This is a genomic window from Duganella caerulea (assembly GCF_040362985.1).
GTDB lineage: Bacteria > Pseudomonadota > Gammaproteobacteria > Burkholderiales > Burkholderiaceae_D > Rugamonas > Rugamonas vulcania.
Genome location: NZ_BPWJ01000004.1, coordinates 128300 through 152870 on the forward strand (window position 1 = coordinate 128300; position 24571 = coordinate 152870).

Annotated in this window: 18 protein-coding genes and 2 pseudogenes; 6 read left to right on the forward strand and 14 right to left on the reverse strand. The window is 66.2% G+C overall.

What is annotated here, in order from left to right; translation table 11 throughout:
* Nucleotide 1: 1 nt before the first annotated feature.
* The 5 genes from ACUJB0_RS13425 to ACUJB0_RS13445 form a co-directional block, all read right to left on the reverse strand.
* Nucleotides 2-796 (reverse strand): substrate-binding periplasmic protein, encoded by a 795-nt coding sequence (locus tag ACUJB0_RS13425; protein WP_444845653.1) that lies wholly within the window; start codon nt 794-796, stop codon nt 2-4.
* Nucleotides 793-2013: a response regulator gene (locus tag ACUJB0_RS13430; protein ID WP_444845654.1), complete on the reverse strand. Its 1221-nt coding sequence runs from the start codon at nt 2011-2013 to the stop codon at nt 793-795. The genes ACUJB0_RS13425 and ACUJB0_RS13430 overlap by 4 nt, the downstream gene beginning before the upstream one ends.
* Complete coding sequence (locus tag ACUJB0_RS13435; RefSeq protein ID WP_444845655.1) at nt 2010-4187, reverse strand: ATP-binding protein; 2178 nt, start codon at nt 4185-4187, stop codon at nt 2010-2012. The genes ACUJB0_RS13430 and ACUJB0_RS13435 overlap by 4 nt, the downstream gene beginning before the upstream one ends.
* Nucleotides 4188-4214: 27 nt before the next feature.
* Nucleotides 4215-4988 carry a substrate-binding periplasmic protein gene (locus tag ACUJB0_RS13440; RefSeq protein WP_444845656.1) on the reverse strand — a complete coding sequence of 258 codons (774 nt, stop codon included), beginning with the start codon at nt 4986-4988 and terminating at the stop codon, nt 4215-4217.
* A 215-nt stretch (nt 4989-5203) separates the two neighbouring features.
* Complete coding sequence (locus ACUJB0_RS13445; protein WP_444845657.1) at nt 5204-6499, reverse strand: citrate synthase family protein; 1296 nt, start codon at nt 6497-6499, stop codon at nt 5204-5206.
* Between the two features lie 70 nt (nt 6500-6569).
* On the opposite strand from ACUJB0_RS13445, the gene ACUJB0_RS13450 reads away from it, so the two are divergent.
* The 4 genes from ACUJB0_RS13450 (at nt 6570) to ACUJB0_RS13465 (ending at nt 9792) form a co-directional block, all read left to right on the forward strand.
* Nucleotides 6570-7871: an MFS transporter gene (locus ACUJB0_RS13450; RefSeq protein ID WP_444845658.1), complete on the forward strand. Its 1302-nt coding sequence runs from the start codon at nt 6570-6572 to the stop codon at nt 7869-7871.
* Nucleotides 7868-8386 (forward strand): GNAT family N-acetyltransferase, encoded by a 519-nt coding sequence (locus tag ACUJB0_RS13455; RefSeq protein ID WP_444845659.1) that lies wholly within the window; start codon nt 7868-7870, stop codon nt 8384-8386. The genes ACUJB0_RS13450 and ACUJB0_RS13455 overlap by 4 nt, the downstream gene beginning before the upstream one ends.
* 67 nt (nt 8387-8453) lie before the next feature.
* Nucleotides 8454-9233 (forward strand): substrate-binding periplasmic protein, encoded by a 780-nt coding sequence (locus ACUJB0_RS13460; protein ID WP_444845660.1) that lies wholly within the window; start codon nt 8454-8456, stop codon nt 9231-9233.
* 1 nt (nt 9234) lies between these two features.
* A complete protein-coding gene (locus ACUJB0_RS13465) occupies nt 9235-9792 on the forward strand; it encodes a hypothetical protein (RefSeq protein WP_444845661.1) in 558 nt (185 codons plus the stop codon).
* Here ACUJB0_RS13465 and ACUJB0_RS13470 read toward each other — a convergent pair.
* Together ACUJB0_RS13470 and ACUJB0_RS13475 are read right to left on the reverse strand one after the other, a co-directional pair.
* Nucleotides 9730-10320, reverse strand: coding sequence for a cupredoxin domain-containing protein (locus tag ACUJB0_RS13470; protein ID WP_444845662.1), 591 nt, complete (start codon nt 10318-10320; stop codon nt 9730-9732). The two genes, ACUJB0_RS13465 and ACUJB0_RS13470, sit on opposite strands and share 63 nt — an antisense overlap.
* An 11-nt stretch (nt 10321-10331) precedes the next feature.
* Nucleotides 10332-13025: a hypothetical protein gene (locus tag ACUJB0_RS13475; RefSeq protein WP_444845663.1), complete on the reverse strand. Its 2694-nt coding sequence runs from the start codon at nt 13023-13025 to the stop codon at nt 10332-10334.
* 217 nt (nt 13026-13242) lie between these two features.
* Here ACUJB0_RS13475 and ACUJB0_RS13480 point away from each other — a divergent pair, with 217 nt between their 5' ends.
* The gene (locus tag ACUJB0_RS13480; RefSeq protein ID WP_444845664.1) at nt 13243-14010 is read left to right on the forward strand and encodes a substrate-binding periplasmic protein; all 768 of its coding nucleotides are present in this window, start codon (nt 13243-13245) and stop codon (nt 14008-14010) included.
* A gap of 9 nt (nt 14011-14019) precedes the next feature.
* On the opposite strand, the gene ACUJB0_RS13485 is transcribed toward ACUJB0_RS13480, so the two are convergent.
* Together ACUJB0_RS13485 and ACUJB0_RS13490 are read right to left on the reverse strand one after the other, a co-directional pair.
* Nucleotides 14020-15555: a tetratricopeptide repeat protein gene (locus ACUJB0_RS13485; protein WP_444845665.1), complete on the reverse strand. Its 1536-nt coding sequence runs from the start codon at nt 15553-15555 to the stop codon at nt 14020-14022.
* A 31-nt stretch (nt 15556-15586) separates the two neighbouring features.
* A complete protein-coding gene (locus tag ACUJB0_RS13490) occupies nt 15587-16432 on the reverse strand; it encodes a PhzF family phenazine biosynthesis protein (protein ID WP_444845666.1) in 846 nt (281 codons plus the stop codon).
* A 96-nt stretch (nt 16433-16528) separates the two neighbouring features.
* Between ACUJB0_RS13490 and ACUJB0_RS13495 the strand changes: the two genes are divergently transcribed.
* Nucleotides 16529-18646 carry a prolyl oligopeptidase family serine peptidase gene (locus ACUJB0_RS13495; protein WP_444845667.1) on the forward strand — a complete coding sequence of 706 codons (2118 nt, stop codon included), beginning with the start codon at nt 16529-16531 and terminating at the stop codon, nt 18644-18646.
* Between the two features lie 69 nt (nt 18647-18715).
* Here the strand turns inward: ACUJB0_RS13495 and ACUJB0_RS13500 are convergent.
* The 5 genes and pseudogenes from ACUJB0_RS13500 to ACUJB0_RS13520 form a co-directional block, all read right to left on the reverse strand.
* A pseudogene (locus tag ACUJB0_RS13500) lies at nt 18716-18811 on the reverse strand (PEPxxWA-CTERM sorting domain-containing protein); the annotation flags it as partial.
* Between the two features lie 477 nt (nt 18812-19288).
* Nucleotides 19289-19834: pseudogene (locus ACUJB0_RS13505) on the reverse strand (trypsin-like serine protease); the annotation flags it as partial.
* Between the two features lie 282 nt (nt 19835-20116).
* Nucleotides 20117-22273 carry a metallophosphoesterase gene (locus ACUJB0_RS13510; RefSeq protein WP_444845668.1) on the reverse strand — a complete coding sequence of 719 codons (2157 nt, stop codon included), beginning with the start codon at nt 22271-22273 and terminating at the stop codon, nt 20117-20119.
* 98 nt (nt 22274-22371) lie between these two features.
* A complete protein-coding gene (locus ACUJB0_RS13515; protein ID WP_444845669.1) occupies nt 22372-23688 on the reverse strand; it encodes an MFS transporter in 1317 nt (438 codons plus the stop codon).
* Nucleotides 23689-23810: 122 nt separating this feature from the next.
* Entirely contained in the window at nt 23811-24521 is a 711-nt protein-coding gene (locus ACUJB0_RS13520; protein ID WP_444845670.1) for a BON domain-containing protein, read from the reverse strand.
* Nucleotides 24522-24571: the final 50 nt, after the last annotated feature.

The window sequence follows — 24571 nt, forward strand, 5'->3', positions numbered from 1 at the left end:
ATCAGGGCCGCGCTGTGCCTATGTATTGGGTCATGATCGCATCGTACGCACCGTTGGCGCGAATGATCTTCAGGCCCGCATTGAAGGCATCGCGCACGCGCGCGTCGCGAAACACCGCCTTGCGCGGGCTCTCCGGAAAGATCCTGTGATAGGTGACCGCCTTCGTGGCATCGATCTGCGGGTCGAGCTTATTGCTGAAGTAGTGAAAAATCAAACGGTCCCCCACCACCACATCGACCCGTCCGGTAAAGAGCAGCTTGTTTTGCGTGATCTGCGACGGCACTTCCCTGTAATCCGGATGGCCGCTCGCGATCAGGCTAAAACGCTCGCCCAGCACCATGCTGGCGTTCTGGAATGCCACCACCGAATAGTTGGACAAGTCCTCAATCTGCCGAAGCACCAGGCGCCGGCTGGTGAGCGTGGTCGCGACATTTTGATAAACGATGTAAGGATCAGTGAAATAATCCTGGCCACCGATCCCTTCCGTCGTCGACAGCATGCCGTCGAGCTGGCCGGCACGCAGCATGGCCAGCGCCCGCGTCTGCGGCAAACTGCGGCCGACCATCTTGTAGCCGCCGGCCGCCAGGGCCTGCCGGGCGATGTCGTAATCGAGCCCTGCGGTACCCGATTCCATGATGTAGGGTGGCTTGGGCAGTCCCATGCCGACTATCACCTCCGGCATGGCCGATGCTTGTGCGCGCGCGTCCTGGCCCAGCCCGCCAGCGATAGCAAGCATGATCGGAAAGAACAGCCATCCGCCCAAGTGCGCTGGCAACTGTGGGGCACGCTGAATCATGCGGCGTGGTCCCGGCAAATTGGGAGATGCACGGTGAACCGGCTGCCTTTGCCCAATTCGCTGTGGACTTCGATACGGCCGCCGTGGCTTTTAACGATGCCGTACGAGACCGACAAGCCCAGGCCGGTGCCCACGCCGATGGGCTTGGTGGTGAAGAAGGGTTCGAAAATACGTTGGATGGTCGCGGCGTCCATGCCGGCCCCCGTGTCGCCGATCTCGATCCAGACCCAGTCACCGGCGCGGCCGGTGCGGATGGTGATCACACCCCTTTCGGGGATCGCATGGGCGGCATTGACGAGCAGGTTCATGAACACCTGGTTGAGCTGGGATGCGACACATTCGACCGGGGGCAAGTCGCCATATTCCTTGACGACGTCGGCCTTGTACTTGATCTCGCTGTTGACAATGTTCAGCGTGCTGTCCAGCCCCCGATGCAAGTCGGCCAAGCTGGTGTCGGCCTGGTCGACGTGCGAGAAATCCTTGAGCGACTGGACGATGTTCGTCACGCGTTGCATGCCGTCGCGCGATTCGTTCATCAACGTGACAAAGTCGTCGCGGATGAAGTCGACATCGGCGGCTTGCTTCAGTTGCGCCATGCGCGCCGCGAGCGCAGGCGTGGCGCCGGCCAACTGCTCGAAGTCGTCGATCACGCCGAACAAGGTCGTCACATAGTTTTGCAGGCTCCCCAAATTGCAGTTGACGAAGCCGATCGGATTGTTGATTTCATGGGCGACGCCGGCGGCGAGCTGTCCGATGGACGCCATCTTTTCGGCCTGGAGGAGGCGATCATTGGTTTCTTGCAGCAGGGCGTTCTGTGCCGAGAGCTGCAGGTTCATCTTGCGCAGCGCCAGATGGGTATGGATGCGCGCCAGCACTTCCGCGATACGGATAGGTTTGGTCACGTAATCGACGCCGCCGGCCTCGAACGCCGCCACCACGTTATCGCTGTCGGTCAGGGCCGTCATGAAGATCACGGGGATCTGCACCGTATCGCTGTCCTGCTTCAGGCGGCGACAGGTTTCCAGGCCATCGATGCCGGGCATCATCACGTCCAGCAAGACCAAGTCGGGCCGGACCAGGCGGCATCGCTCCAGCGCCTCCTCGCCGTCGCGGGCGATCAGCACGCGAAACTCCTTCTCCTCAAGGAACTCGACCAGCACACCGATGTTGGCCGGCACGTCATCAACGACGAGGATGGTTTGTCTTTCGTCGGTCATTCGGCATTCTCCACATATTGCGCGGCCAATTCGGCCAGCGCTTTGGAATGGTACTCCCTGGCCAACTGCCGCAAGGTCTGGGCGAATTCCCGATGCTGGCTGTCTGCGCGCTCGATCTCGTCGGCCAGATTACGTATCGCACGCATGTCGCCCTCGCGCGCGAGGCGGTGCAGCTGCTCCAGCTGGGCGCGGGGCGGCGGCGTGAGCAGGGTCGCGGCGGCGGGGCTGCCTGCTGCCACGGCTTGCTCTTCATAACACAAGACCACACCGAGGAATCGGCCCAGGTTCTCCAGCAAGCCATTCTGGTGCACCGGCTTGGTCATGAAGGCGTCGAGCCCGGCGGCCATGCAGTCATCCTGGTCCTGCTCGGTGACGCTGGCCGAAATGGCAATGATCGGCAGCGTGGCCATGTCCGGCAAGCGGCGAATCCGCCTGGTCGCCTCCATGCCGTCCATCACCGGCATGACGATGTCCATCAGCACGGCGTGGGGCGGGTGCCGGCGCACGCTGTCGAGCGCTTCCTGGCCATTGCACGCGAGCTCGACGTTAAAGCCCATGCTGGTCAGCAGGTCGCTGAGCATGTTGCGGTTGGCAGCGAGGTCGTCGACGATCAGGATGGTCTTGCGCTCGCCCAGGTAGCCGATGACGTTGCGCTCGGCCGCCGACGCCGGCGCCGCCACGGCCCCCGGCTCCACTTCAATGGAGAACCAGAAGCGGCTGCCCACGCCCGGTGTGCTGGCGACCTGGATCTCGCTATTCATCAGGCGCGCCAACTGGCCGCTGATCGCCAGGCCCAGGCCGGTACCGCCGAGCCGGCGCTGTGCATCGCCGACCTGTTCGAAAGGCTGGAATATTTTTTCAAGCTGGTCGGCGGACATGCCCACGCCGCTGTCGCTCACCTCGAAGCTTAACGCCAAGTGGCCATTGGAGCCGGCCTGCCCGTCGCATGCGACGCGCAGGCTGACCTGGCCCTGGTCGGTGAACTTGACCGCATTGCCCAGCAGGTTAAGCAGGATCTGCAGTAAGCGCTTCTCATCGATCAATACGTGGGGCAGGTGCTCGGGGGCGGACACTTCGAAGACCAGGCCCTTCTGCTGGGCGCGCACCTGGATGATCCGCGTTACCCTGGCGATGAAGGCAGCCAGGTCGACCGTGGCGAGCAGCAGTTCGAATTTGCCGGATTCGATCTTGGCCAGGTCGAGCAAATCGTCTATCAACATGAGCAAGTGTTCGCCGCTTTGCTCGATGGTGTTCAGTCCGGAGGACTGGCGTTCGTCGAGGGCCTTGTTTCGTTTCAGTATCTGGGCATAGCCCAGGATCGCGTTGAGGGGCGTGCGCAGCTCGTGCGTCATGCTCGCTAGGAAGGTACTCTTCGCGCGGTTGGCGGACTCGGCCTGTTCCTTGGCGATTCGCAGCTGCGCCGTGCGGTCGGAGACCAGTTCCTCGAGATGATCGCGATGGCGCTGGAGTTCAAGTTCCGCGCGCACGCGGTACTCGATCTCTTTTTGAAAGGCGATGTTCTTCGCCTCGATTTCGACGAAGTAAGCGTGCAAGGCCTGCCTGGTATGCTCGACGCTGCGGCCCAGGGCGCCAAGTTCATCGTCCCGTTTCCAAACGAAGGGATGGGAAAAATCCCCTTCGGCCAGCCGTGCAGACTCCTGCATCAGGCGCTTGATCGGGGCGAGCAGGCGGCGCTGCAGCAGGGCGACGATCATGACCATCGACAGCAGGAGGGCGCCGCCCATCGTCAGCGCAAAGTGGCGCCGCTCGCTTTCGATCTCGGCGGCGACCAGGCCGCTGGCCATCTCCAAATCGACGTTGCCGATCACCTCGCCGTCGCGCGAGACGGTCCGTATCACATGGGCACTACGACCATTCCGGCGTTCCGGATACGCTTTCGACAGGAACTCGCCGGTTCTTTTGTCCCGCACGCTGATGGAGACGACGCGCTCATCCAGGAACAGCGAAGCGAGCAAGGGCAAGCCGGCATCGGCATTGACGTTCCACAGCGGCTCCTGCATGCCGAGCGCCAGGATTTCGGTCAAGTGGCGATGCTCGAACTCCCAACGCTGCATCATCGCTTCCTCGCGGTGACGATTGCTGTAGACATTGATCGAGGCAGGGACTGACAGTCCGATCGCGATCACCAGTACGATTGCAACACGCAGCTTCAAGGCAAGCTTTCGATAGAGGCAAGGTGGCTAGCGGCGTCCCGCATCCAGCGTGCGGTCCAGGTGGTCAAGATACGCATTCTCGATGCCGCCGATATCGGTGCGCCGCAGGGCTTCGTCATAGGATTGCTTCAGTTTCAGGCCCAGCGGCGTGCGCTGGAAGCAAACGTGCAAGGTCAGCACAGCGAGGGGCTGGCCGTTGAATACCAGCTTTGCCCGTTCCTTGCTCAATGTGGCATCGCTTGCGAGAAGGTAGCGAAGCACGGCTTTATCGATCACCGCCGCGCGTATCCGGCCAGCCAGCAGCTTCTTCAGGTTGATGGTGTCGCTCTCCGAGACATCGACCAGCAGCTTGCCGCTCTTGACCATCTGGTCGAACGCTTCGCCGTTCGAGTAACCCAGCACCACGCCAAGCTTGTTGCCCGCCAAATCGTCCAGCACGCGCCAGCGCAGGGGCGCCTCCGCCAGCGTCGCCAGGCCTATGGTGCTGTTCCCCATCGGCGCGCTGAAATGACATTGCTGCGCCCGCTCTGCGGTATGGTAGGCTGGGAAGTAGCCGGCAAAATCGGGATCGCTGCCGCCGACCTGCATGGCGCGCTTCCAGGGAAAGAAGTCGATCTTGATACCGTAATCAAAGCGCGCGGCAACCGATTTGGCCACTGCCCCGGACATGCCGCCGTCGGGAAGACTGTGTCCGACGTAAGGCAACCATTCCAAGCTGGCCAGATGCAGCGGCGGCTTCTCGGCACGCGCCGGCTGAAGCGCCGCGACAAGGACGCCGCCGAGCAGCACCAGCGAGGCCATGCATTTCATCCTGACTCCCCCAACAAAGGGCACACGCCCGCCGAAATTCCGAGAGAAAACCGGGGTGTGGAAACGTCCACAAGCCCAGGTTCCAAGTCATGGAATGTAAACGGTTTTATGCGGTTGTGCTAGCCAGTGTGGGGATGTGTATGGCGCGATGGGTTGGCGCCGATGCTCCGCGAATGGTTCCGTTGCAGCAGCGCAACAGCTCGCGCTCATGTCACCTGGTACGTGCCGACATAGCGCGCACGGGGGCGGATCATGCTGCCGTTGGCGATCTGCTCGGCGGCGTGGGCGATCCAGCCGGCCGACCGGGCCAGCGCGAACAGGATTTCCCCGGCCGCCGGCGGCCAGTCGCAGACCACGCTCATGGCCGCCAGCGCGAAGTCGGCATTGGCCGGCATACCCAGGCGCGTGGCGACGCGCTCGCCGATCGCCAGCACGGCGCTGGCTTGCGGCCACGCCGACATGCGCTCCAACAGGCAGGCGCCGCGTGGATCGCCTTGCGGGTACAGCGGATGCGAGAAGCCGACCACGCTGGGGTCGCGTCCATCGAACCAGGCGGCTATGCCGGCTTCGATGCTGTGCGAGGCGAGCGCTGTTTCCAGCATGGCGCGGATCAAGGTGCTGCCGGCGCCGTGCTGAGGACCTGACAATGCGGCCAAGCCGGCACTGAGCGTGGCAGCCTGGCCGGCGCCGGTCGATGCTACGCAGCGCACGGTGAAGGCGGAGGCGTTCAATTCATGATCGGCCAGCAGCACCAGCGCCGCGCGTATCCATTCGGTTTGCGCGGCGTCGGCTTGCCATGCCTGCGCCACTTGCAGGTGCAGCGGCTGCGTCGACGGCGCGCGCTTCAGCAGCAACGCGGCCAGCATGCGCATCAACGCGGCGCCGGCGATAAAGTCGTTGCTCGCGGAGAGCGACTGCGCGCAGACAGGCAGCATGCACATGGCCGCTTCCAACGGCGGCATGGCGCGCGTGCTGTCGATGGCCGCCGCCACTCCTGCGGTGAACGGCGAGTTCACGGCGGCGGCGTCTGCGGTGTATGGCGAGTTCGCTGCGGCGGCGTCTGCGGCGAACGACGCATGCGCGGCGGCGTTGCGCGGCGCGCGCGTGCCGGCGGCGTCTGCGGCGTTGGCGTCTGCGGCGGCGAAGTAGTCGATACCGCCGTCATCCCACAGCAGGCAGGCCACCTGCTCCAGCGTGGCGCCGTCGGCCAGCGCCAGCACGTCGTGGCCGCGATAATGCAGGCGGCCATCGGCGATGCCGGAAATGCGCGTCTCCAGCACCGGCGTGCCCCAGTTCATCGCGGCGGCGACCTTGTGCCCTCCACGCTTGCCATCGGCCTTGCGCGCAGCCAGCCGCAGCACCTCGTCGTGCGGATAGCGCTTGCTGCGGTCGGCCAGCGCGCCGCTGGGCGTCAGCATGCCCCGGCTGACGTAGGAGTACAGCGTGGCGAGACTGACGCCCAGGATGCGCGCCGCCTCGGATGCGGATAAGTCTTTGCTCATCCGCGTATTGTAATGTCGATTGCAGGAATCAAGATTGACCCGGCCGCCGGCGCACTTTTAGACTGCCGTCATGCCACCGCCATCCCACACCGCTTCGATTTTCCAGCCGCTGCGCCATGCGCGCTTTCGCCAGCTGTGGATGGCGAACCTGCTATCCAACCTGGGTAGCCGCATGCAGGCCTTCGCGGCGGCATGGCAGATCGCTTCGCTGTCGCAATCGCCGCAGCTGACGGCGCTGGTGCAGACCGCGACCTGGGCGCCGATGCTGCTGTTCGCCCTTCCCGCCGGCGCGCTGGCCGATACGCTGCACCGGCCCACGCTGCTCTTTCGCAGCAACGCCGTGATGGCGGTGGCGGCCGTCGCGATGGCCTTGCTGGCCTACGGCGGCAGGCAGCCGGTGCCGGCCCTTCTGCTGCTCACCTTTGTGATGGGCACAGGCGTGGCGTTCACGATGCCGGCGTGGCAGGCGTCGATGTCGTCGCTGGTGCCGCTGCACGAGGTCGAATCGGCCGCCACGTTGAACAACCTGAGCTACAACCTGGCGGCGCTGGCCGGACCGGCGTTGGGCGGTGTGCTGTTCCAGCTGTCCGGCGCGGGTCCACTGTACCTGTTCAACGCGGTGTCGTTCAGCGCCCTGCTGTGGATCTACCGGCAATGGCGGCCCGCTGAAACGCCGCGCGCTGCGACGCCGGGTGCCGTAGACAACCACGCGGCAAGCAGCGACAGCGCTGGCAGCCACGGCCTCGGCGGCGGCGCGGCAAGCAGCGACAACGCGGGCAGCCACGGTGCAGGTACTCGCGGCATGGCCAGCGCGCTGCGCATCAGCTGCGCTTCGCCGCGCTATCGATCGCTGTTGATGTACGCGATGGGGATCTTTTTCGTGTCGGCGGCGTTTGCCGCGCTGCTGCCGCTGCTGCATCCCGACGCCGGCACCTACGGCTCGCTGATGGGCGCGCTGGGTGCGGGCGCGGTGGTGGCCGCCGTCGTGCTGCCGGCCGTGCGCCGGCGCGCGGTCAAGCGCCTGGTGCTGGCCGGCGGCCTGGGCGTGTACGGCGCCATGCTGGCGACGCTCGGCCATGCCGCCTCGCAGCCGCTTCGCCTGCTGCTGGTGTTGATCGGCGGCGTGGCGTGGTCGGCCATCGTCACCACACTCAACGGCGCGGCGCAGAAGGCATTCCCCGACGCCGTGCGGGCCCGCACGCTGTCGGTCCACATCCTCGCGATCGCCGCCGGCCAGACTGTCGGCAGCGCGGCGTGGGGCATGCTGGCGGCGCGCTGCGGCATCGTCCCGGCGCTGACGGCGGCCGGCGCGGCCACGCTGGCCTGCGCGGCGCTGGTGGCCTGTTCAAACGATTTTCTGGAGACTGCATGAACGACATCATCATCCGAACACTGCAAGCGGAGGACGCCGCGCCGCTGCTGCAATTCGAGCTGGAGAACCGGCACTGGTTCGAGCAGCACATCGCGCCGCGCCCCGCGGAGTTCTATACGCCGCAGGGCGTGCGGGACCACATCGGCCAGTACCTCGACGGCCACGCGAACGGCACCTGGCATCCCTGCCTGATCCTCGATGGCCAAGGCCGCATCGTCGGCCGCGCCAACCTGAAGGACATCGACCGCCAGGCCGGCAGCGCCGAGGCAGGCTACCGCATCGCCCGCGACCACACGGGACGCGGCCTGGCCACGCGCGCGCTGCAGCACCTGCTCGCGCTGGCGGATGAGCAGTGGCAGCTGCGGCAAGTGCTGGCCTACGTCGTCGATGGCAATCCCGCGTCGGCGCGCGTGTTGCGAAAATGCGGCTTCGCACAAGAGGCGCGCCTGGACGGCATGGACCGCATCGCCGGAACCCTGCGCAACGGCCGTCAATTTATCCGCCTTCGCCCCTGAGACTTTGGCGCCATACTGGTGTAAGCTTGTCATCAAACAGCGGACAACGCGATACGGAGACAACCAGATGGCAGGACAGCACAGCGGATGGAACCGGCTGCTTGGCGCGGCGTGCTGCGCGCTCGGCTTGGCGGCCGCCGTGCCCGCCCAGGCCATCGAGCTGCGCACCGCCGCGCAGGAAGGCACTGAGCCCAAGTTCGTCGCCGATGGCAAGGACCGCGTGACCGGCCTGTGCATCGACATCCTGCGCGCCGTCGAGCAGATCGACCCCACACTGCGCTTCGTCGGCGACCAACGCTGGAAACCGCTGATACGCGCCTTCTCGGAACTGGAGACCGGCCAGCAGGACGTGCAGTGCGCCATGCAGCGCACCGCCGAGCGCGAGCGGCGCTTCCACTACCTCGGCCCGGCGCTGTACACCATCGAATACCACTTCCTGGCGCGCGCGCAGGACACCATCAGCATCACCCAATGGGACGACGTGCGCCGGCTGGCGCCCGACAACATCGTGCTGATCAACCGTGGCTTCGCGGCCGGCGATGTCCTGGCCCGGCTGGGCGGCATCGAGGTGGACGCCAACTCCACCAACCCGCAGCTGAATCTGCAAAAGCTGATCGCCGGCCGTGGACGGTTATTCTTCCATCGCGGACCCGGCCTGCAACGGCTGCTGGCGCGCACAGGCACCGTCGACAAGGTGCGCATCCTGCCGCAGGTGATGTACAGCGCCAAGCTGTATTTCGTGACCAGCAAAAAGCTGGCGACCTTCATCACCGATCGCCTCGAGCGGGCCCTGTTCCAGCTTGAAAAAAACGGCGAGCTGGATCGGCTGATGCGCAAGTGGGATTGAGATGAGGCGCGCAGTGCCGGCCCTGTTGGCGTTGCTGCTGTCGACCACGGCGCATGCCCAGTCCGGCGAGCTGACGGTGCCGCTGGCGCCGCCGCAAGCGCAGCAGGCGATCCTGCAGGCGGTGCAGCGCATCCCGGCGCAGCAGGAGGCCCACCGGCGCTACCGCATGGCCCTGCCCTACGGCGCGCCGCTGTTCCCGCCCGACGCCGACCTGGCGCTGGCGCCGGCCAGCGCGGCACTGGCCGCGTGGCTGCGCCTGCCGCCGCAACAGCGCCGCCACGACGTGCTGATCGTCCCCGATGTCGACTATTACTGGAACGCCGAAGGACGACAGTTCTCCTGTCAGTTCATCGTGCACGTGCAGGCCGATGCGGGCCACGGCCAATCGCGGCTGGCCGTGCTGCAGGTGCGGCCCACGGTCTACGCCGGCAAGTCCTTCAAGCTGCTGGGCCGCACCGGCCCCGGCGCGTATCTGGACCTGCGGCCCGCCGCGCCATCAGCCCAGAGCGCCGCCGAACTGCGCGCCTTTCTGGCGTCCGCGCTGGGCCAGCCACAATAACGGCAAGCCCGCCGCCAGCAGCCACAAGGTGCCCGGCAGCGGCACGCCCGCCACCGCCAATGTGACCGACAGCGGCGCCAGCTCCAGGTCCGACACCTGCAGGAAAGTGCCGCCGGCCAGCGGGTCGCCACTCCACCATTCTCCCGACAGGCTGAAGTTGCCGCTGTCGCTCATGCCAGGCAAGGCGAACGAAAAAATCCGCAAGCCGTACAGCCCCGCGTGCGTGCCCGCATCGAAGGCGACGGTGGCACTGGCGCCCGGCGCCAGCGTCGGGAAGTCGAAGTAGCTGGCGTCCGGCGTGCCGATGCTGAACGAGGTGGCGTTCAGCTGCGTCGGAACGAACCAGTTCAACGCATCGGTGTTGACCAGCTGGTAGCCCCACCCCACGGTGTCGCCGGGATGGCCGGTCAGCGCGCCGCCGGCAGGCAACGTGGCGAAGGTGAACACGATAGGCGCGGCCTCCGGGGCGGACGTCCACAACAAGGAACACAGCAGCGCGGCCAGCGCGCAAAGCAATTTGAGTTTCATGGCGGTTGCTCCTATTTCGGGATGACGGATTGGGCCTGCGAGTAGGCGTAGATCACGCCGTTCAGGTCGGTGACGCCGCCGTTTTCGATCACGCTGAAGCGCCGCACCGTGGGCGGCACGTTGAAGGTCAGCCGCACGGTGAAGAAGCTGCCGACGTCGACGTTCGGCGTGATCATCGGCAGCGCCGGCGACAGCGCGGTGTTGAGCGTGACGGTGCCGCTGCCGGCCAAGGTACGCAGCGACAGCGAGGACAAGGTCATGTCGCGCGCCGTGCCCACGCCGATGTTGGTGAGGCGCACATCGATGCCGATCACGCCGGGCGCCACGGTTTCCTGGCCGATGATGGCGGCGGTGAAGTCGGGCCGTCCCGGCACCTGCGCCGCGCCGGTGACGAACACCGTCAGCGATGCGCTGTTGTGCAGGGTGGCGACGCTGGTGCTCTGCGCCGACACGGTGATGCTGTCGGAACCGCCGATGCGCGCGCCGGCCGGCGGCGTCAGCGTGACGGCCACGCTGGCGCTCTCGCCGGTGGCCAGCGTCAGCATGGTGGGCGAGACGGCCGTGATGTAGTGCTGGTCGTCGGTGGCGCTGATGCTGAAGCTGCCGGCCGGGCCGTCATTGCGCACCTGGTACAGCAGCGTGGTGCTCACGCCGGGACGCAGGTCCTGGCGCGACGGCGGCGTCACGGACACGGTCTGCGGCTGCACCATCACACTCACCAGCCGCTGGTACGGGAAGCCGGAACTGTCGGTGCCGGTGGCGTAGGCGACGAAGGCTTCATTGGGCACGGTCATCGCGCCGAAGAATTTGCCGCCGTCGGTCTGGTCCTGCTCCAGCGCCAGCGGCGACAGCAGGTCGAAGTTCTTGCGGCGCAGCTGGAACTGCGGCGCGCTGGCGATGCCGGTCAGCGCGGCGACCGCGTACAGCGACTGGCCCGGTCCCGGTTCGCCGTCGATGGTCAGCAGGCCCTGGTGCGGCGGTTGCGCGCCGAAGCGGGCCAGCTTGAACGAGCTGAAGGCCAGGTCGGCCACGCCGTTGACGTTGACATAGGTCGTTTCCGACGAGCCGCTGATGGCCAGCGTCCACGCGCCGCGCGGCGGGCTGTCGACCGAGATGATGACGCCGCTCGACAGGCTCAGGTACCGTGTGGCGTTGGCGGCGGTGACCACCACGCCATCCGGCCGCGTCAGCGTGACCACCGGCTGCACGCCCTGCACGGTGCCGCTGACCGACACCGTCAGCCGGCTCATGCTGCTGTCGACCGGCACCGTGTAGCGCTTGGCGCTGGCGTAGGTGTCGACCAGCGACAGCACCTGCACCACGTTGTTGCGCGCCACCAGGTCAGCCAGCTGGGTGACGGTGCCGGCCTCGCCGCCGAACAGGAAGAACACCTGGCCGCCGGTCTCGGCCGCCGCCTGCAGGAAACCCGGCGTCAACGGCGAGCAGCTGCCGAACAGGATGGGATAGATCTTGATGTCCTTGCTCTTGGCCAGGCTGATGACGGCGCCGGCCAGGCCGGCGTCCTTGGCGGTGGCGTCGGTGTACATGAACAGGTCGCCGCCGGGGTCGGCCAGCGACAGGCCGTTGTACATGCCGGTCATGGCCAGCTCGGGACAGTCGCCGCCGCCGTCGGCGCCCAGGCCGCCGATGGCGCCCTTGAACAGGCCGGCGTCGTTGGTGGCGATGGTGGGGCCGGTGAACGGGTCGTTGAACGGCGCCAGCACGTACTGCAGCGGTTCCTCGTCGGTGCCAAGGCGGGCGTCGACGATGCTGGTGGCCGAGGCGCGCACGCCGGCGATGATGCCGCCCATGCTGCCGGTGGTGTCGATGGCGAAGGCCAGCGTCGGGCCCGCGCCCAGCAGCGCCTTCAGCTGGGCCGGCGTGATCTCGGCCTTGATGTCCTCGACGAACTGCTGGGTGGCGACGATGGCGGCCGAGGCGGCCGTGTTGTGGTAGCCGCTGTGCGGCGAGATGTCGCAGTACAGCGTGTCCTTGTTGATGCCTTCGCGGAAGTAGCCGAGCGGGTCGCTGGACGGCGAGCTCTTGTCGAGCGGGCCGCCGTGGCTGCACTTGAAGGCGCCCGGCTTGACGCGGTCCTCGCCGCCGTAGTACCCGCTGGTGAGCAGGCTGCCGGTCAGGTTGGACGAGTTGGCGCAGAACAGGCCGGTGTCGGTGAAGCCGGCGCAGGTCGGCGTGGCGGGGCCGGCGAAGGGCAGCGCGCCGGGCCGGCCGACGCCGGGATGGGCGCCGCTGTTGCCCTGCTCGACCCAGTTGCTATGCGAATAGAAGTCCTGGATGGTGTGCAGCGCGCCGCCGAGGTTGTCGCGTGCGCCGGTGGCGTTGATCGGGTCGCTGCGCAGCGCGTCCAGCACGTTCTGCTTGAGCGTGGCCAGGCGCAGCTGGGCGCCGGCCGCGTTCTCGCCGTCGAAGTGCTTGGCCGAGCTGGTCTGGTCCTCGTCGACCTTGGCGTCGGCCTCGATGATCTGGTCCAGCGCCTTTTGCATCGACGCGGTCAGCCTGGGCACGGCGAAGTAGCGCTTGTCGAGCTCCTCGATGCCGCGCTGGGTGATGTCCTGGTGGGTCAGGCTGCCGGCCGACTTGGACGTGATGAAGCAGACAAAACCGTTCTTGGGACAGAAGGCATTGCCGGGAACATTGACCAATAACAATAAGGAGGCCAATAACAGGGTGGGAGCAGTGCGCATACGATATCCTTTCCCATGCGTGGAAGCACCAGTCCGCGCCAAGGCGGACACGCGGCGAGGTGACGCATATATCGTGCCCCGCCCCGCTCCGCCTTTGGAATCAAGCGATTGGCGCGCGCCGGGCGGGCGGCGCGCCCTTCACTGTCAAGTTCGCCGACAGGCTTATACTTTCCCTGCCGATCAATTCGACGCCATTGCGGGAGGACCGATGTTGCCGATGACGAGACCGAGGCCGGCCGCGCTGCTGCTGGCGGCCTGCCTGCTGCTGCCGGCGGCCGCCCGGGCGGAGCCGGTGGTGTTGCGGGTGGCCGCGCAGGAAGGCACCGAGCCCAAGTTCATTGCGGACGGCAAGGACCACATCATCGGCCTGTGCGTGGACATCTTCCGCGCCATCGAGCGCATCGAGCCCGGCCTGGTGTTCGTCGGCGACCAGCAGTGGATGCCGCTGATACGCGCCTATCACGAGGTCGCGGTGCAGCAGCGCGACGCGCTGTGCGGCGTGCAGCGCACGGAGGAGCGCGAACAGCGCTATGTGTACCTCGATCCGCCGTTGTTCCAGATCCACTACATGCTGCTGGCGCGCGCCGGCGACGAGGTGGCGATCCGGGACTGGGACGATGTGCGCAAGCTCGGCAAGGACGGCGTGGTGCTGGGCAACCGTGGCTACGCCACCACCGATTTCCTGATCGCGCAGGGCGGCTTGCAGATCGATGCCAGCGCCACCAGTCCGGCCATGAATGTGCAAAAGCTGGTGGCCGGGCGCGGCCGCTTCTTCCTGCACCGCGCGCCGGGACTGGCCCGCCTGATCGCCAGTGCCGGCGCCACCGGCAAGGTCAGGATCCTGCCGACGGTGATGTCGACCGCGCAGCTGTACATGGTGATGGGCCGGCACATCGATCCGGCCGTGGTGGCGCGCGTGCGCGGCGCGATCGAGCAGATGGAGAGAACAGGCGAGCTGGCCCGCCTGCTGAAGAAGTGGGACTAGCTCACGGAATTACAGCGGCGCGCCCAGCGACTTCAAGTGCTGGACCGCGTTGCCGTTCTTCGGATTGAGCTCCAGCGCGCGCTGGTAATGCTGGATCGCCAGCGGCTTGTCCTGCGCCGCCTCGTAGGCCTCGGCCAGGCTGTCGTGGGCGTTGCCGCTGTCCGGATGCAGCACCGCCGCCAGCTTGAACACAGCGATGGCGCCCTGCTTGTCGCCGGCGCGCAGCAGCTGGTAGCCCCAGGAGTTGAAGTTGTCCTCGCTCACTTCAAACTTCGGCTCCCGCTTGCGCATCTTCTCGTACACCTGCTGGATGTCGGCGAAGCCGGACTTGGCCGCCTCGTAGGCCAGCATTTCCAGCGTCGGCGGCGCACCTTCCGACATGCGGGCCGAAACCGTCAGCAGGTGGTCCGGCACGCCGTTCTGCTTGGGCGCCTTGGACAGGAAGGCCTTGGCGGGCGCCTGCCCCTTCAGATACGCGTCGAGGAACTGCAGCGTGTAGCGCGCCATCCAGCCATGGGACTGGCTCACCTCGGCCGGCGTGTACTCGTTGTAGGCATCGTCGCCAAGGAAGCGCAGCGCCTCGGACGCGAAGGCGAAGTGTTCCATCGCCGGCAGCGTGACGGTGTACACGTCGGAGTACTTCAGCTCGTTGAGGAAGCTGGCGTTGGGCTTGTTGCGCTTGGCGAGATCCTCCAGCGAACGGGGGCGCGCGGCCAGGAACAGCATCGGCACGGCCACGCGCGCCGGCTGCACGTACTTGGCTTCCTGCACGCGCTCCGGCCAGTAGCGCACCGAGCCGTCCAGGTTGACCAGCGCCTTGACGCGGCTGTCGCGCGCGGCGACGAAGACGTTGGAAATGCCGCCCCAGCTGTAGCCGGCCACCGCGATGTGGCCGGTGTCGGCCTGCGGCAGCGTGTGGGCGTAGCCAATCAGGAAGGCGATGTCGCCGGCCTGCGCCTCGATGCCCTCCAGGTCGTCGCTCATGCCGCGCGCGTGGGCGCCCATGCTGGGACTGGTGATGACGATGTAGCCGTGGCTGGCCAGGTACTCGCACAGGTCGGCGTTCTCGTAGGTCGAGGCGCCGAAGCTGGGGGCGTAGATCACCACCGGGAACTTGCCGGCGGCCGGCTTGGCGTCGCGCAGCGCCCACATGCGGCGCGTCATTTCCTCGCGCGCGCGGACGGCACCGATAGGCGCGCCCTTCAGGCGGGCGTCGACATTGGCGGCGATGGCCGCCTCCGTGTTGTCGAAGCGCTCCTCGGTGGCGCCGAGGCGGAAGTAGTCGCCGTAGGCCACGGCCTTGCCGGACTTTTGCGCCGGATACCAGATCACGGTCTGCATCGGCCGCGCGGTTTCGCCGCTCACCGGCTTGCCGGTGACGACGTCGTATTTGCCGAGATAACCACGCGCGTAGTCGTACTGCTCGACCACGCGCAGGCCGACGCTGTGCGGTCCCGGCGTCACGTCAAAGCTGAAGTTGGAGGCGGCCTGGCTCATGCAGGCAGTGAAGGAGAGGATCAGGGTGAACAGGATACGCACTGGCATAGGTTCCTAAAAAAATAATGACGAAGGGGGACTACTCGCCCAGCATGCGGGCGTTACCGGAAACGCGGATCGAGCCGCCGGCCTGGCCGGAAATCTCCACCCGCAAATGACAGGGCGCGCCCATGTCCTCGCCCTGGATGATGTCGATGGCGCCGCCGTGCGGCCAGTCGAGGTCGCGCAGATAGCCGCCCAGCGCGGCCGCCGCGGCGCCGGTGGCCGGGTCTTCGTACACGCCGCCGGAAGCGAAGGGATTGCGCGCATGGAAGCGCTGCGGCGTTTCCGCGTGCACTAACGAGATCGTGGTCAGGCCGTGATCGCGCATCAGGTCGCGGCCGTCGGCCAGCTGGTAGCGCATCGCGCTCAGCCGGGCGCGGCTGGCCAGCGCCAGCACCAGATGGTTGGCGCCGCCGCTGGCGATGGCCGGCGGAATGCGGTCGTCCAGGTCGGCATGGCGGTAGCCGAACAGCGCCAGCGCGGCCGTCACCAGCGCGGCCGGGGCCGGCGCGCTGGCGGTGGCCGGCGACTGCAGCGCGGCGCTGCCCTGCCCGTCCTTGCTCCGCGCCTCGACGTTGACGCGGGCGTGGTTGGTGGTCAGCGGGAAGATGCCGTCGCCGTTCTGCTGCGCCAGCACCGTGCCCAGCGCGATGGTGGCGTGGCCGCAGAACGGCACCTCGCCGTCTGGCGAGAAATAGCGCACGCGCCAGCCATCGCCGACGGGCGCGGCAAACACGGTCTCGGAGTAGCCCATCTCGGCGGCGATACGCTGCATGGCGGACTCGTCCGGCAGCGCGGAACGGATCATGACGCCGGCCGGGTTGCCGCCCCGCTCGCCGGCGGTGAAAGCGGCGACCTTGTGGATCTTGGTGATGGTCTGCATAGATGTCTACTCCACGGTTGAGGATGGATACTTGATTGACAGCAATGGGAGATTTGGTCACTATCGGCGCTTCACCGACTTTGCAGCGACCTCGTCATGACTATACCGCGACTTTCCATTTTTGCCATATTGTTTTCTGCCGGCCTGGCCTGCGGCAGCCCCGCTTACGCCGCCGATGCCCCGGCCGCCCGGCACGCGATCACCCACGAGGACGTGTGGCTGATGAAGCGGGTCGGCGCGCCGGTGCCCAGCCCGGACGGCAAGTGGGCCGTGTTCTCCGTCACCGATCCTGCGTACGACAGCAAGGAGCAATGGTCGGACCTGTGGATCAAGTCGCTGACCGACGACACGCCGGCGCGCCGCCTGACCTTCAGCAAGGGCGGCGAAAGCGGCGCCGTCTGGTCGCCCGATAGCAAACAGCTGGTGTTCGTGGCCAAGCGCGACGGCGACGATGCGGCCCAGCTGTACCGCATCGACGTGGCCGGCGGCGGCGAGGCGCAGCGCCTGACCACGCTGACGCTGGGCGCGCGCCAGCCGAAGTTCAGCCCGGACGGCACGCAGCTGCTGTTCGTCAGCGACGTCTACCCCGGCGACACCGGCGAGGACGACGTGAAAAAAAGCGCCAAGGAACGCAAGGACCGCAAGTACTCGGCGCGCGCCTACGAGACCTTCCCGCCGCGCTACTTCGACAAGTGGCTCGACGATAAAAAAGTGCGGCTGTTCGTGATGGACGCGGCGGCCGGCGCCAAGCCGCGCGACCTGCTGGCCGGCAGCAAGCTGGCGGCGCTGCCGGGCTTCGGCGGCGGCCAGGGCGACGAGGGCCAGTCGCTGGACGCGCTGTGGTCGCCGGACGGCAAGGCCGTGGTGTTCGCGGCCTCGACCAATCGCGACGAGGCCGCCCGCGCGGCCGGCTACACGCAGATCTACAGCGTGCCGCCGGCGGGCGGCGAGCCGACGCGGCTGACGCAGGACAAGCACAGCTACGGCAGCCTGAAGTTCAGCGCCGACGGCAAGACGCTGTTCGTCCTGACCCAGGCCGAGGAAGAAGGCAAGGTCTACGACGTGACGCGCCTGGCCAGCTTCGCCTGGCCGCTGACGCAGCCGGCGCCCAAATTGCTGACGGCGTCGCTGGACCGGTCGATCTCGCGCTTCGCGCTGCCGGCCGGCACCGGCCGCGTCGTGTTCAGCTACGAGCACGCGGGCCTGGAGCAGCTGCATTCGATCAACTACGCCGGCGGCGACCTGCGCGACGAGGCCTCGCCCGCGACCGGCAGCATCGGCTCGCTGGCGGCCGGGGGCAAGGCCATGGTGGGCGTGTGGGAATCGTCGGTCAACCCGCCCGAGGTGTACGCCTTCGGCAACGGCGCGCCCAAGCGCCTGACCGCGTTCAACACTGCGCGCGCGGCCAGCATCGACTGGCAGGCGCCCGAGCACTTCTGGTTCAAGGCCAGCGACGGCCGCATGATCCACAACATGCTCGTCAAGCCGGCCAATTTCGATCCGTCCAAAAAGTATCCGCTGTTCGCGGTGATCCACGGCGGCGCGGCCAATATGTGGCGCGACCAGTTCGTCATCCGCTGGAACTACCACCTGCTGGCGCAGCCGGGCTATGTGGTGCTGCTGACCGACTACAAGGGTTCGACCGGCTACGGCGAGGAATTCGCGCGCGCCATCCAGGGCGATCCGCTCAAGGGGCCGGGCGACGAGATCAACGAGGCGGTGGACGAGGCGGTCAAAAAGTACGGCTACATCGACGGCAGCCGCCTGGCGGCCGGCGGCGCCAGCTACGGCGGCCACCTGGCCAACTGGCTGCAGGCCACCACCACGCGCTACAAGGCCTTCGTCTCGCACGCGGGCGAGATGGACCTGGTCATGCAATGGGGCAGCAGCGACAGCATCCACGGCCGCGAGGTCAACAGCGGCGGTCCGGTGTGGGGCGACCAGGCGGTGTGGCGCGAGCAGAGTCCGGTGATGCAGGGCGGGAACCACGCCAAGGGCACAGGCTTCACCACGCCCATCCTGATTTCGGTGGGCGAGCTCGATTACCGCGTGCCGGCCAATAACGCGCTGATGAACTACGCGACCCAGCATCGCCTGAATGTCCCGGCCAAGCTGCTGGTGTTCCCGGACGAGAACCACTGGATTTTGAAGGGCGAGAACAGCCGCTACTTCTACAGCGAGGTGCACGGCTGGCTGGCCAAATATCTGAAGTAGGACGCAAAAAAAGCCCCCGCCCGCCTGAGCTCGCTCAGAACGGACGGGGGCTTTTTTACGCCTGCTGAATTACGCTTGCTTGCGGCGGCGGGCCACGCCCACCAGCGCCAGGCCGGCGATCATCATCGCGTAGGTTTCCGGTTCAGGCACGGCGGTCACCGAGTTGATCCATGCGGCGTGCGAGAAGGTCGCGGTCGAGCCGGACAGGTCGCCAAAGCTGGAGTGGTTGTTGAGGGCGTTGTCGCAGCCGGCCAGGTTGAAGTCCGTGCAGGCATCGCTGCCCTGCCAGCCCCACGAGTGCACACCCGACAGCAGCCATTCCTTGCCGTTCCAGATGAAATCGCCACCGCCCGAATCGCCGCCGGCGATCAGCGCTTCATTGACGCCGCGGCCGGTGCTGCTGGTCCATTTGTCGCCGGTCTCGTGCGCCAGACGGGCCAGCGTGTTGTGCGCAGCGGTGCCGTCATCGAAATCGCTCATGTAGGTGGTGCCTGGAGCGTAGTAGTTCGGGTCGTAGGCGTAGATACCGGCATCGCCGGCCGCCTTGTTGAAGGACTTGCTGTCGACGTCGAAGGTGTTGAAGCCGTAGTGGCCGTAGCCGCCGTCGTTCCAGTTGGTGGCCAGGTCGTTGGTGGCCTTCTGGGTGGTGCCGTAGCCGGCCATCAGGTAGTCCTTGCCGACGTCGTTGGTCGTGCTGATCTTGTAGCCCTTGATGGTGGTGACGGCGGTATCCAGTTTCAGGATGGCGATGTCGGCGCCGGTATCGAGCTGGCCGGTCCATGCCTTGTTGACGTAGGCGTTGCCGACCGAGACGTTGCGCGTCACGGCGGCGGTGCCGCCCTGCCAGCCGAACTGCACGGTCATCTTGGTGAAGTCGTCAGCGCAATGGGCGGCGGTCAGCACGTATTGGCCGCCGGCCAGCAGCGAACCGGAGCAAGCCCAGTTGCCCTCCGCATTGTGGAAGCTCAGGCGGGCTACGCCGTCCAGCGCGCCAGCCACGCCGTTGAAGCTCTGGCCCATCGTGAAGCGCCAGTTGGCGACATCCGAGGTGTTGCCGGTCAACGGCTCCAACGCCTTGGGCGTGTGAACCAGGTCGTCGCTCAGTCCAGTGGAGGCCTGGGCTGCGCCGGCGGCCAACAGGGCTGCGGCCACCGCGGCCAGTTTGAATTGTTTGAATTGGAAAATCATGAAAACTATCCTTACTTTTTAGGTTTCTTTTGGAAAAGTTATAGGGCCCTGAATAGCAACCGCAGCCATCATCACCGAAGTGCATCCCAGATGGCCGTGGTATGAAAAGCAATATAACATTGTTCTTTTGCGCATGAAACTTGTTGTAAGAATATTTATTTTCGCTCTACTTTCTTGATAATTGTTACGATTTGTGACAGATATTGCAGAGCTTGCCCAAAGATAGTTGAAACTCAGTTCACAATTGTTGACTTGTATCAATTCAGGCAGCCCTGCGCTTTTCTAGTTGAAGCTGAGGCCACTGCTGCTGGCGTTGCTCAGCGTCTTGGCCTTCAGGTCGATCGTGAAGTGGTCGCTGGGCTTGCCCGAGCCCAGGCCCTTGAGGATCGCAAACACCTGCTTGAACTGGTTCTGGAACAGCACATGCACCGGGTTCTGGTCCGACGGCAGGTCGCCGATCTTGACGATCGCGGCCGGCGCCGCCGGGAACGCGCCCATCAACACCTTGTACTGCGCCACGCGCTCGGCGCCCATGTCGCGCAGCGCCAGTTCGCCGGCGTACACGGTGCGGTGGAAGTCGCCGTAGAACTCGTAGGCGCTGATCTTGGCGAAGTCGGCCAGCTTGAGGTTGGCGGCGGCGGCGATCTGCTCGGCCTTGGCGGTGGCGGCGGCCCAGTCGGCCGTCAGCTGGCTGGCGGCGACACCGCCCTCGGTTGCCGTGCCCTTGGCGGCACAGGCGGCCGTGATCGGCAGCACGCCGGGATTGTCCTTCAGCTGCGCCAGCGTGACCCTGGTCTGCAGCTGCGACAGGATCAGCATCTGGCGCGCGTCCAGCGACATCGCCGCTTCCTTCATTTCGCATGGCCAGTAGTCGCCCATGAAGCGCAGGCGCGACAGTTCGCCGAAATAGGTGCGGGTGAACTCGCCATAGGATTTGGTGTCGAGGATGGCGCGGTTCCAGCGCTTGGCGATGTCGGCCGCCGCCACGCTGCCCTGCAGGTAGTCATACTCGGCCTGGTACAGCGGGAACAGCTCGTTGTAGCGCGGGACGCTGTTCAACGCCACGGTCTGCACATCGATCCGGTCCTTGCTCTGGTAGCTGACAATCTTGTAGGCGGCGCCGAACACCGCCAGCGAGGGCGACTGCACATTGACCAGGTAGTTGCCCGCCGCATCCTTGTAATCGTTGGTGCCGTTGAAGTGCATATGGCCGCCCATGTGCAGCGGCAGGCCGGTGGCGGCCAGCGCGGCGGTGGTGGACGCGTCCGGCATGCGCGAGACCTGGAACGCGCCCGGCTTGAAGACGGCCTTCATGGCGCTGGTCTGGTTGGCGTAGAAGTCCATGGTCGGATAGTGCGAGAAGGCCATCAGCTGCTTGCCCTGCGCCTTGGCGCGCTCGGTCACCGACTTGATCCATTCCATCTGGTGGATCTTGTGCGTCTGCACCTTGTTCCAGCCCGCGTCGCCGGCGCCGTCGTAGCCCTTGAACGAGGCCGGATTGGCCGGATCGAATTTGGCGTTGGGCACGTGCACATTGGCGTCCAGCGCCAGCAGCCAGATGCCCTTGACCGGCTCGACCAGGTAGCTGGCGTCGATGATGTTGCCGCACCGGGTGTAGGACTTGCCCAGCCTGGCTTCGCCGGCCGCCTTGTAGCTGCCGCCCTCGCCTTCGGCGCAGATTTCAAACTGGCGCTTGCCCAGCTCGGCCGCGGCGGTGGCGGCGGCATAGCTGTACTTGCCGTCGGCGTATTTGGTGAACGGGGTTTCCCAGTAGACGTCGTTCTGGTTCGGCATGTAGCCGAAGTCGGCCAGCTTGGTCAGCAGCTTTTCATAGCCCTGCTCCATCAGCTGGTTGGTGCACACCACGGCCGGATCCTTGGCCTTGCAGGCGGCCGCGCCGGTGGCGTAGATTTTCTGTTCCTTGCCGTCGCGGGTCAGGAAGTCGTTCTTGCCGGCCTCGTCGTTGTCGAACGGCTCGTTCGGATCGTGGTTGCCCGGCGCGATGAAGAAGCGCATGCCCTTGGCCTGGTACTCGTGCAGGATGTCGGCGATGCCGTCGATGTTGATCGGCTGGGCATCGTCGGAGATGTCGCCCGGCAGCGCCACCAGGCGCAGGCCCTTGCCATACGCATCGTCCAGCGCGCCGCGAAAGGCGAAGTAGTTTTCGTTGAACAGCCGGGTCGAGGTCAGCTCGGCGTACATGGTGCGGATGGTGGCGTTCTTGCCGTCCTTGGTCGGGATGCCGGCGAAATTGGGGTTCTTCAGGTCGCCGTAGATGTTCTCGAAATGGACGTCGCTCATGAAGGCGACCGCGGTCGGATTGAAGCCGTCGCCGGGGTTGGTCTCGGTGACCGGCACGCCGTCGCTGCCGCAGGCCGCCAGCAACGAGGTCATGGCGGCGGCCGCGATCAGCTGGCCACCGGGGAGGGCAAAACGCATACAAACTCCATCAGGCTGTTAAGGTCGAGCGCATTGTTGCACCGGCGCGTGACAGCCTGATTACATTTTGGGAGCGCTTCCAGCCTCCTGTCTTCGCGTCAGGCGCTGGCCTTGGCTTGGGGAGCAAGCGGGACGCCTGCCGCCGCCGCGGCCGGCTTGCGGATCAGCAGGATGATGCCGGCGGCCACCAGGCAGGCCGCGCCGGCGGCGAACAGCGCCGGGTTATAAGTCAGCATCAGGGTGCGCACGCGGCCCGCGCCGTAGGCGGCCACGGCAGCGCCCAGCTGGTGGCCGGCGAACACCCAGCCGAACACCATGCCGGCCTTCTCCTTGCCGAAGGTGGCGCCGGCCAGCCGCACCGTCGGCGGCACGGTGGCGATCCAGTCCAGGCCGTAGAACATGGCGAACAGCGACAGCCCGTACAGCGTGAATTCCGAATACGGCAGCCAGAACAGCGACAAGCCGCGCAAGCCGTAGTACATGAACAGCAGCTTGCGGTTGTCGTAGCGGTCCGACAGCCAGCCCGAGGCGATGGTGCCGACCAGGTCGAAGGCCCCCATCATCGCCAGCACCGAGGCGGCCGGCACCGCCGACAGGCCGGCGTCGCCGCACAGCGAGATGAAGTGGGTCTGGATCAGGCCGTTGGTGCTGAGGCCGCAGATGAAGAAGGTGCCGAACAATATCCAGAACACGCGGTTGCGGGCCGCCTCGGCCAGCACCTTGAACGGCGTGGCGAAGGTCACGCGCATCGGCGCGGCGGGCGGCGCCACCGGCGTGCCTTCCGGCGCGCCGTATGGGGCCAGGCCGACCTCGCTGGGACGGTTGCGCATCAGCAGGAACACCAGCACGGCCACGGTGGCGCACGCCAGCAGCACCGGGATCACCGCCATGCGCCAGCCGAAATGCTCGATCAGCCAGGCGCCGACCGGCAGGAACACCAGCTGGCCGGTGGCCGAACTGGCCGTCAGCACGCCCACCACCAGGCCGCGGCGGGTGTCGAACCAGCGGGTCGAGACCACGGCGCTGAGCACCAGCGCGGTCATGCCGGAACCGACGCCGAGCATGACGCCCCAGAACAGCACCAGCTGCCAGAACTGCGTCATCTGCGTGGCCAGCGCCAGGCCGCTGGCAACCAGCGTCAGCGCGGTGACCACGACGTTGCGCAGGCCGAAGCGTTCCATCAGGATGGCCGCGAACGGCCCCATCAGGCCGAACAGCACGAAGCGCACCGCCAGCGCCGACGAGATCTGCTCGACGTCCCAGCCGAACTCCCTGGACAACGGTTGCAGCAGCGCGCCGGGCAGGCCCAGCGCGGCCGACGAGCTGAGCCCGGTGAGGAAGGTGATGGCAACGATCACCCACGAAAAGTGCAGGCCGCGGCCTTGCAGCCAGCGGGATAAAGGTAGGGCGAACATGCGGCTCCTCGCGTGATGGATGCGCGCGGAAGGCACGCTGACCCAGATCTTAAATGACGATCATAATGAATGCAAGCAAAAAAAAGGGACCGCGGCGGCGGTCCCCTGCGGCAAGCGGGGGATTACTTGATGCGCAGCGAGCTCTGCACCTTGTTGACGCCCTTGACGTTGCGGGCCACATCGACGGCCTTGTCCACCTCGGCCTGCGACGGCACGAAGCCGCTCAGCATGACGGTGCCGTTGGTGGTTTCCACGTGCACGTCCAGCGATTTCAGGGCGGGCTCAGCCAGCAGCTCGGACTTGACCTTGGTCGTGATCACGGAGTCGGCCACGGTGTCCTTGGCCATTTCGCTCTTCTGCTTGGTTTCGCAGGACGCCTTGTCGGTACCGGTCATGGTGCTGCAATCGATGCCGGTCTGGGCGACGTCGGCCATTTTCTTGCCGGCCTTGGCATCGTTGACGGCGGCCACGTGGGTCGACTTGGCGGTGCTCAGGCAGCTATCCTTCTCGGCGCCGGTCTGCGGAGCGCACTTGGCCTTGGCCAGGTTGTACTCGGCATCCGCCACCTCGGTATGGGCCTTCTGCACCGAGCGCTTATCGTTACGGTACTGGATGGTGGCGTTGGCCTCGCTGTTGGCGCGGGCCACCTTGGCCTGCTCCACGCAGATATCTTTGGAGGTGCCCGATTGCGCATCGCAAGCCGCCTTGGCGCTCTTGTAGTCGATCTCCGCCTGCTTGGTGGCCGCCTTGTAGGCTACGGAATCGTTGTTGGGGGTGGCGGCGAAGCTGGCGCTGGCCGCGGAGGCCAGCACTATGAAGAGTAATTTGTTCATGATGTGTCCCTTGTGTGGTGGTTGGTGGACACATTAAACGCCGCCGCGCG